The organism is Bradyrhizobium genosp. SA-3, assembly GCF_004212635.1.
Taxonomy (GTDB): Bacteria; Pseudomonadota; Alphaproteobacteria; order Rhizobiales; family Xanthobacteraceae; genus Bradyrhizobium.
The window spans coordinates 1-8,809 of record NZ_PSRT01000224.1 but is presented as its reverse complement, the minus strand read 5'-3'; the positions used below and the strand labels follow the sequence as shown (position 1 = coordinate 8,809).

Sequence of the window (8,809 nt, the reverse complement as noted above, 5' to 3'; positions counted from 1 at the left end):
GAGTCCCTCCACGGAGAGATTCTGGATTGCTTCGTCGCAAGAGCTCCTCGCAACGACGAGGTGGCGACAGATGTGCGCTACATGCGCAATATCGTAGGGTGGGCAAAGCCACCGGGTCGCGCGAAACGCGCGCCCGATGACAGGCTCCGCGTGCCCACGTCTTTCGAAATGTTGGAGAGAATGGTGGGCACGGCGCTTTGTGCCTTTGCCCGCCCTACGGGTGCTCGTAAGACCTCAAGAAAAACTAGCCGCCGGCTTCGCCGAAACGGACGTCCTCGAGCAATGACGACGAGACGGTCGGGACCTGGTCGCCTTCGCTGGCGCGGGAAATGGCGACGCGGGTCTTGTTGAAGACGCTTTCGGCGCTGCTACCTTGCGCATTGAGGTTGTTGAGAAGCTCGCTGACCAGCACGCTGTGCTCGCCCTTGCCGTCATCGACGACCTTGCCGGGCGAGGCCGAGGTGAGGATCAGCGCATTGTCGGATGCGCTGATCGGCGCGAGACCGTGGCTGTAGGAGCGGAAGCGGCGCTCGTAGGGGTTACGGCGGGAGGCGTCGACGACGACGAGCTTGGCCTTGGCGCCCTGCTCCTTCATCATGTCGAGCACGCCCTCGATGGAGACGCCGTGGCGGCGGACGTCGCTTTCCTTCCAGATCACGGCATCGACCGGCAGCATGTAGCTCTCGCGGCCGGCCTGCACGCCATAGCCGCCGAAGAACAGCATGACGACGCTATCGTGCTTGATCCGGGACTTCAGGCGGTTGACGGCGCGGACCATGTCGTCCTTGGTCGCGTCTTCCACCATGTCGACGTCAAAGCCGCTCTTGCGCAGGGACGAAGAGAGCGCGCGTGCATCATTGATCGACTGCGCCAGGGGCGCGTTGGCGTCGGGATAATGTCCATTGCCGATGACCAGCGCCAGACGCGTGGCATGGCCGATCGAACCGGTGATCTGGTCGGTCGAGACGGCCTTGGCGGCGTCGATCGCGCGCATATTGAGAGCAGCATGGGCGCCGATCACGAGGGACACCGTGCCGATGAGTGCGGCGGCGACGGCAATCGTGCGTCGGGAAAGGTCGAGCTGCCTTACATTCATCTCGGTTCGTTCCTGTGCCAAAGACCAGCCAAGCGCGCGCACACTGTTTGAGTAGCGCGATAGCGTCTTTAGGTTTGAGGGATTGGCCGGGGATGTGCCCCCGAATTGCGCGCAATTTGCGGCGCCGCACCAAACAAACCTTTAACCGGATATCGCCTCCCCGGCAATAGATTGCCCCAAATTTGAGCTAAGCAACTGAAGGTATTGGATAATTCTCCGACCCGGATTTCTCCATTTTTGGTTCCCCCGGAGGTTTCCGGGGCCTCATCATGCAGCCTTCGTGCCGGCGTTTTCCGTGACGCCCATCACATTTGTATTTCCTGCGAATCCGGGTAGCTTTTTCAACGACTTGCAAGGGGGGTGGCGCGCGGCTGGGAGCGTGCCGGCCGGCCCCCGGCCAACGCCCCGCGACCAGGTATTTCATGAGCTTTCAATATTTTGCCGGCGCCGCCTGCCGGGCGCTGACGGCGCGGAAGGACGGCCCCTCGCTTTACGAGGTCTGCGATCCCGTGCTGGCGGGTCAGGCCGGCGGCGATCCGCATCTGGCCAAATTCTACAAGACCGCGCTCGGCAATCCCGCGTTGCGGGTGCTGCTGCGGCGGGCCGGACTGCCCGAGCTGCGCGACGAGGCGAGGCTAGCGGCGCTGCGCCAGGCGCTCGCCCATGCCCGCGACGAGTCCGAGCCCGACTGGGCGGCCGTCGGCCAGCCCGTGGCCGATCTCCTCGACAGCATCGCGCTTGACCATCCCAGGCCGCCGCCGGCCGTGTTCGTCGGTAAGGCGCCGCAACAATCGCAGATCGACGGCGTGATCCGCGACTGCGCACAGCACCTGCTCGGCTCGTATCGCCGAAACGGGTTTCTGCCGACCTATGCCGCCTTCAACCTGATCGGCGATCCCGATTGCCGCGGACGCGAGCTGATCATGGCGCTCACGGGGCTGAACGCGCGCGGCTACAAGAACTCCTCGCTGCTGTTCAACCTCGCCCGCGTCTTCATCGCGCGCTCGCCGGCGCGCGCCGTGGTGCATCCGCCGTGGCGAGGGGTCGCCGAGCCGATGTGGGAGCCGGTGCAGATCCGCCACCGCTCGGCCTATTACGATGCGTTCTTCATCGAGGCGCTGCTGAACTATGTCGAGAGCGGGCTCGCCTCACCTGCCGACAAGATCGCGGCGGAGCGTGCGATCGCCGACATGGTGGATTTCTGCGTCAACATCAGCCGCGAGGAGGTCGAGGGCATCGACGGCGCGCGGTTCAACGTCATCACCGCGCTCGCGCCGGCGCCGCATCCGCGCTTCTCCCGCTTCTTCGCCCAGATCAAGCAGGATCTCGGCTTCGGGATCTACGTGCCGGATTGCGACACCACGGCCTGCTCGATCTCGGCAGCGACGCAGGCCGGCTGCACCGATGAGATCATCGACCAGCCGCTGCTGGATTTTTACGCCGGCTATCAGGTCCGCGCCGGCGTCAACGCGCCGCGCGTGACGGTGCCGCTCAACGACAATATCGACTATGAGGGCGGCGTTGCGACCTGGATCGACAATCTCGCGGGCGAGCGTCCTTACGGCAACGATCTCGATCCGACGCTCAATCTCGACATTCTCGAAGTCAGCTTCCGCAACTTGGCGCGCTGGAAGATTCTGGAGACGCCGTCGCGGCTCGCCACCGTGCATCGCATCATCGGCTTCCAGAAGCGCCTGGCGGCCAGCGGCGCCTTCGCCAATCCGCGCTCGCACATCTATTACCTGCCGGAGCTCTACAGTGCCTATTTCGGCCGTTGTTATGCCGCGTTCCTGGCGCTGCCGCTGGCCGCGCAGGCCGCGATCGATCCCGACGGCGATTTCGATTTCATCCGCCACCGCGTGCTGTCCTACGTCAAGGGCGAGCTGATGGCCGCGGAGATGAATGTGTTCGACGCCGCCCTGGCGCTGATCGCGCTCGGCCATCTCGGCGCCGACCCACGCGCCTTCGCGCCAGCGCTGAACGTGATCGTCGATGCCGCCGGCGAAGGCGGCCGCCGCGGCCCGTTCCGTGCCTATGAATGGAACAAGATGAAGACACCGACGCGGATTCTGGTTGGCGGGCCCGAGGTGACTTCGGCATTCGTGCTGATGGGGCTGGCGGTGGCGAGGCGAGCGATGGCAGGACGGGAGTGACTCCGGTCTCGTGCCCCCGACGCAGCGCAGCGCCCCCGGCGATGCGAAGCATCGTCCCGTGCGGTGCGCTGTAGAGCCGGGGCCCAAGCCGTCGATATCTGCGCCCTCAAATTTCTGGGTCCCGGCTCTGCGCAGCAGCGTTTCACGCTGCAGCGCGTCCGGGACACGAGAGTGGTGAGCCCCACAATGACGGGAAGTTGAAAGCCCATCTGTTAGGCAGGCGCTGGCCGAGTGGCCAAAAGCTGACCACAATCGCGGGGTCTATCGAGATTTTCCTGGAACTTGCGGACCGGCATGTTGCGAAAAGTCCTGATTGCGCTGGCTTTCATCGCCCTCCCGTCGCTGGCCGAGGCCGCCGACATCACCGGCATGGCAAAAGTGCGCGCCGGCGATACCGTGGTGATCGGCAACACGCGGGTGCGGCTCGGCGGCATCGACGCGCCGGCAGTCGACCAGCTTTGCCTCAACACCAAGGCCGAGCGCTGGACCTGCGGCGTCGCTGCGCGCGACGAGCTCGCCAAACATGCCGATGGCAAGAATTGGGTGTGCCATACCCGCGCGATCGATCGGCGCGGCCGCACCGTGGCGCGCTGCGAGGTCGGCGGCGAGGACATCCAGAAATGGCTGGTGCGCAGCGGCTGGGCGCTGGCCTACACCCGCATGTCCCATGATTACGACGCGGACGAAACCGCCGCGCGAGAGGCCAAGGCCGGGATGTGGCAGGGCGCCTTCATCGCGCCCTGGGACTGGCGCGTGCGCAACAAGAAGACCGCCATCCTCGGCGCCACCAAGCCGCCAGATGGGGCGCATGCGGTGCTGCTCGCCTCGGCCTCGGGACCGGTCGCGCCGTCGCCTGATTGCACCATCAAGGGCAACGTCAACAGCGCCGGCGAATGCATCTACCACCAGCCGACCAGCCGCTGGTACACCCAGATCAAGATGAAGATCAGCAAGGGCACCCGCTGGTTCTGCTCCGTGGAAGAGGCGGAAGCCGCGGGCTGCCGCGAGACAAAGCGATAACCCACCTCAGACCTGCGTTTTACGAAGCTTTTCTCAGGCGCCAGCGCGCCGTAAAAGAATGAATCAGCGACCCACCAGCCTGTCCTCCAGCAACAAGGACCAACAGCAATGACCGTTCGCGCGGGCCGGGAATTTCTGGCCATCCCCGGGCCCACCACGATGCCCGACGAGGTGCTGCAGGCGATGCATCGTCCGGCGATCGACATCTACTCCAAGCAAATGACCGACCTGACCGCGGGGCTGCTCAGCGACATCTCGAAGCTGTTTTCGACCAGGGGCAAGTCCTACATCTACATCGCCAACGGCCACGGCGCCTGGGAAGCGGCGCTGAGCAACGTGCTGTCGCGCGGCGACAAGGTGCTGGTGCTGGAGAGCGGGCGCTTTGCGATCGGCTGGGGCAATGCGGCGGCGCTGATGGGCGCCGAGGTCGAGGTGCTCAAGGGCGACTGGCGCCGCGCAGTGCGGCCGCACGAGGTCGAGGAGCGCCTGCGCCGCGACAAGGAGCACACCATCAAGGCTGTCGTCGTCGTCCAGGTCGACACGGCCTCGGGCGTGCAGAACGACATCGAGGCCATCGGCAAGGCGATCAAGGCCAGCGGCCATCCCGCGCTGTACATGGTCGACACCGTGGCCTCGCTCGGCTGCATGCCGTTCGAGATGGATAAATGGGGCATCGACGTCGCGATGTCGGGCTCGCAGAAGGGCCTGATGACGCCGCCCGGCCTCGGCTTCGTCGCCGCCAACGCGCGTGCGCTCGAGGTGCACAAGACAGCCAACATGGCGACGCCCTATTGGAGCTGGAGCGAGCGCGAGGGCACCGAGCACTATCGCAAATATGCCGGCACCGCGCCGGTGCATCTGTTGTTCGCGCTGCGCCAGGCGATCGACCTCCTGCACGCGGAAGGGCTGGAGAACGCGTTCCGCCGCCACAGCCTGCTCGGCGAAGCCGCGCGCCGCGCAGTCGGCGCATGGTCGGAAGGCCAGGTGCTGGGCTTCAACGTGGCGGAAGCCGGCGAGCGCTCCAACACCGTGACCACGGTGACCATGAGCAACGGCCATGACCCGGCCGTGCTGCAACGCTACTGCAAGGAGAAGTGCGGCGTCGTGCTCGGCACCGGCATCGGTGATCTCTCGGGCCAGGCCTTCCGCATCGCCCATATGGGCCATGTCAACGCGCCGATGCTGCTCGGCACGTTGGGCGTGATCGAGATCGGCCTCAACGCGCTGAAGATCCCGCATGGCAAGGGCGGGCTCGAGGCGGCGGTCGCGTATCTCGGCGAGGAAGTGGCGGCTTAAAGGCGCAAGCCACAAACTCCGCCGTCGTCCCGGACAAGCGCAGCCTTTGACAACGCGTAGCGTTGTCGAGGGCGGAGCGCTGATCCGGGACCCATAGCCACATGATGTAGTTTGGCGAAGACTCGGAGTTACCAGTTCGCGTGATAGCTGCTCCCTGTGGTTATGGGTCCCGGATCGGCGCGCGCTTGTGGCGCGCTTGTCCTGGACGACAACGGAGTGTTTGGCTAGGGCCGCGGCACCTGATACGCCGCGACTTGCGCTTTCAGCTCATCCTGCGACATGAGCGGCTTCTTCGGATCCACCCGATACTCCCCACTCGCCAGCCACTCCAACACCTTCGCATCGATCACCGGCGAATGGTGGATGACGTCGCTGTAATTGCCGAGATCGTGCGTCACCGCCTTGATCGCGCGGAAATCGTGGAGGCGGACGTTGGGAAGCTGCGTCAGGACTTGCGCGATGCGTGCGGTGAGATCGGTGACGATCTTCAGCGTTGCCGGTGATGCATCGCGCATCGCGACGAATTGCAGGATCGAATAGGGCGGGAAGTAGATGTCGAAGGTCACGTCCGGATGGCGCGTGATCAGGCCGACCGCATCGCGCTCGAAATGCCGCACCATGGCATCGTAGCCATAGCCTTCACCGAGGAAACGGCTGCGCGCGGGAGCGGTGATGTAGGCGAAGGCGGCAAGCGTCCTCTGCGCATTGTAGCCGCATGCCGTCGGCAAGGCAGGTCTTCTTGAACAGGCCGATGGCGAAGATGATGATTCCGCACAGGATCAGATGCGCGTCCGGAAGCTTGCTCTCCTTCCGCTCGAATTGGAGGATCATGCCCTTATGGTCGAGGATGTTGAACAGCATCAGGCTGGACCGGCGGCGGGATATGGAGCCTAAAGCATACAAGAGGCGGATCAACAACCCGGCGACTTGGCGCAGTCCGTGGCCCTAGCGGCGCTGGCAATTCGCGGAATCGGGACGATATAAGGGAACGCGGCGAGCCGCTTTCCCCCGCAAGCGGGGAGAGGCGAAGAGCAGCGACGCACGGACACGAACGAGGATCGAGTGACACAAGCCAAAACACCTTCCCAGCCGCCCGTCGCGCCGCGCCGGCCGCGTTCCTTCACGCGGCACGGGATCACCGTGACCGACGACTATGCCTGGCTGAAGGACGAGAAATGGCAGGAGGTGCTGCGCGATCCCAGCGTGCTCGATCCCGACATCCGCGAATACCTGGATGAGGAGAACGTCTACACCGAGAGCCTGCTCGGCCACACCGCACCCCTCCAGAAGACGCTGGTGCGCGAGATGCGGGGGCGGATCAAGGAGGACGATTCCAGCGTGCCCTCGCCCGACGGTCCCTTCGCCTATTTCCGCCGGTTTCGCGAGGGCGGCCAGCACGAGCTGTTCGGCCGCATGCCGCGCGACGGCGGCGAGGGCCATATCGTGCTCGACGGCGACGCGCTGGCCAAGGACCACAAATACTTCAAGTTCGGCGGCAGCCGGCACTCGCACGATCACAAGCTGCAGGCCTGGAGCGCCGACACCAAGGGCTCCGAATATTTCACCATCCGCGTGCGCGATTGGGCGACGGCGAAGGACCTTGACGATATCGTCGAGGAAACCGACGGCGGCATGGTCTGGGCCGCGGACTGCAAGAGCTTCTTCTATGTGAAGCTCGACGACAATCACCGGCCGATGCAGGTGTGGCGGCACAGGCTCGGCACCAAGCAGGCCGACGACACGCTCGTCTATGAGGAGCAGGATGCCGGCTGGTTCACCCATCTGCACGAGAGCACCAGCGGCCGCTTCTGCGTGATCGCTGGCGGCGACCACGAGACCTCGGAGCAGCGGCTGATCGATCTCGCAAACCCCGAAGCGCCGCCGCGCCTGGTCGCAGCGCGCGAAGAGGGCGTGCAATATTCACTGGCCGACCGCGGCGACGAGCTGTTCATCCTTACCAATGCCGACGACGCCATCGACTTCAAGATCGTCACGGCGCCGCTCGCCGCGCCCGAGCGCAGGAATTGGCGCGACCTGATCCCATATCGTCCCGGCATCTACATCATCGACCTGGATCTCTATGCCGGCCATCTCGTGCGGCTGGAGCGCGCCAATGCGCTGCCGGCGATCGTGATCCGCGATCTCGCCTCGATCGAGGAACATGCGATCGCTTTTGACGAGGCCGCCTATTCGCTGGATACGATGGGCTCTTACGAATTCGAGACGACGAATTTGCGTTTCGCCTATTCGTCGATGACGACGCCGTCGGAGGTCTATGATTACGACATGGTCAAGCGCACGCGCACCTTGCGCAAGCGCCAGGAGATTCCGTCCGGGCACGATGCCGCCGACTACGTCACCACGCGCATCATGGCAAAGGCGCATGACGGCGCCGAGGTACCGGTGTCGATCCTGCATCGCCGTGGGCTGAAGCTCGACGGCTCGGCGCCGCTCTTGCTCTACGGCTACGGCTCCTACGGCATGGCGATGCCGGCCTCGTTCAGCGCCAACCGGTTGTCGCTGGTCGATCGCGGCTTCGTCTATGCCATCGCCCATATCCGCGGCGGCGCCGACAAAGGCTGGGGCTGGTATCTCGACGGCAAACGCGAGAAAAAGACCAATTCGTTCGACGATTTTGCCGCCAGCGCCCGGGCGCTGATCGCCGCGAAGTACACCAGCGCCAAGCGCATCGTCGGCCATGGCGGCTCGGCCGGCGGCATGCTGATGGGCGCGGTCGCCAATCGCGCCGGCGATTTGTTCGCGGGAATCGTGGCTGAAGTGCCGTTCGTCGACGTGCTCAACACCATGCTCGACGACACGCTGCCGCTGACGCCGCCGGAATGGCCGGAATGGGGCAACCCGATCGAGAGCGAGACGGATTTTCGCACCATCCTGTCCTACTCGCCCTACGACAATGTCGCGGCGAAGGATTATCCGGCGATCCTCGCCATGGGCGGATTGACCGATCCGCGCGTCACTTACTGGGAGCCCGCCAAATGGATCGCGCGCCTGCGCACCACCATGAGCGGCGGCGGCCCGGTGCTGCTGCGCACCAACATGGGCGCCGGCCATGGTGGTGCCTCGGGGCGATTTGAGCGACTCGATGAAGTCGCGATCGTCTATGCGTTTGCACTGTGGGCGGCGGGGATGGCGGAGGCGTAGTATCGTAGCCCGGATGGAGCGCAGCGAAATCCGGGATTCGTGCAGATGGCAACACCGTTCCCGGAGCTGCGCACCATCCGGG

At 64.9% G+C, this 8,809-nt stretch carries 5 protein-coding genes and 1 pseudogene; 4 read left to right on the top strand and 2 right to left on the bottom strand.

Annotated features, from left to right (window positions below; genetic code table 11):
* Window positions 1–244: 244 nt before the first annotated feature.
* Window positions 245–1,096, bottom strand: coding sequence for a caspase family protein (locus CWO91_RS40340; RefSeq protein ID WP_130220894.1), 852 nt, complete (start codon window positions 1,094–1,096; stop codon window positions 245–247).
* A 422-nt stretch (window positions 1,097–1,518) separates the two neighbouring features.
* Between CWO91_RS40340 and CWO91_RS40335 the strand changes: the two genes are divergently transcribed.
* The 3 genes from CWO91_RS40335 to CWO91_RS40325 all read left to right on the top strand — a co-directional run bounded on the left by CWO91_RS40335 (window position 1,519) and on the right by CWO91_RS40325 (window position 5,565).
* Entirely contained in the window at window positions 1,519–3,249 is a 1,731-nt protein-coding gene (locus CWO91_RS40335) for a hypothetical protein (RefSeq protein WP_130220893.1), read from the top strand.
* Between the two features lie 294 nt (window positions 3,250–3,543).
* A complete protein-coding gene (locus CWO91_RS40330; RefSeq protein ID WP_130220892.1) occupies window positions 3,544–4,269 on the top strand; it encodes a thermonuclease family protein in 726 nt (241 codons plus the stop codon).
* A gap of 108 nt (window positions 4,270–4,377) precedes the next feature.
* Complete coding sequence (locus CWO91_RS40325; RefSeq protein WP_130220891.1) at window positions 4,378–5,565, top strand: pyridoxal-phosphate-dependent aminotransferase family protein; 1,188 nt, start codon at window positions 4,378–4,380, stop codon at window positions 5,563–5,565.
* A gap of 224 nt (window positions 5,566–5,789) precedes the next feature.
* Here the strand turns inward: CWO91_RS40325 and CWO91_RS40320 are convergent.
* Window positions 5,790–6,284: pseudogene (locus tag CWO91_RS40320) on the bottom strand (hypothetical protein); the annotation flags it as partial.
* Window positions 6,285–6,627: 343 nt separating this feature from the next.
* Here CWO91_RS40320 and CWO91_RS40310 point away from each other — a divergent pair.
* Window positions 6,628–8,727 (top strand): S9 family peptidase, encoded by a 2,100-nt coding sequence (locus CWO91_RS40310; RefSeq protein ID WP_130220889.1) that lies wholly within the window; start codon window positions 6,628–6,630, stop codon window positions 8,725–8,727.
* Window positions 8,728–8,809: the final 82 nt, after the last annotated feature.

Excerpts from the sequence above, each read along its gene's own strand:
- CWO91_RS40340 (WP_130220894.1), bottom strand. The coding sequence starts at position 1,096 with ATGAATGTAAGGCAGCTCGACCTTTCCCGACGCACGATTGCCGTCGCC.
- CWO91_RS40335 (WP_130220893.1), top strand. The coding sequence starts at position 1,519 with ATGAGCTTTCAATATTTTGCCGGCGCCGCCTGCCGGGCGCTGACGGCG.
- CWO91_RS40330 (WP_130220892.1), top strand. The coding sequence starts at position 3,544 with ATGTTGCGAAAAGTCCTGATTGCGCTGGCTTTCATCGCCCTCCCGTCG.
- CWO91_RS40325 (WP_130220891.1), top strand. The coding sequence starts at position 4,378 with ATGACCGTTCGCGCGGGCCGGGAATTTCTGGCCATCCCCGGGCCCACC.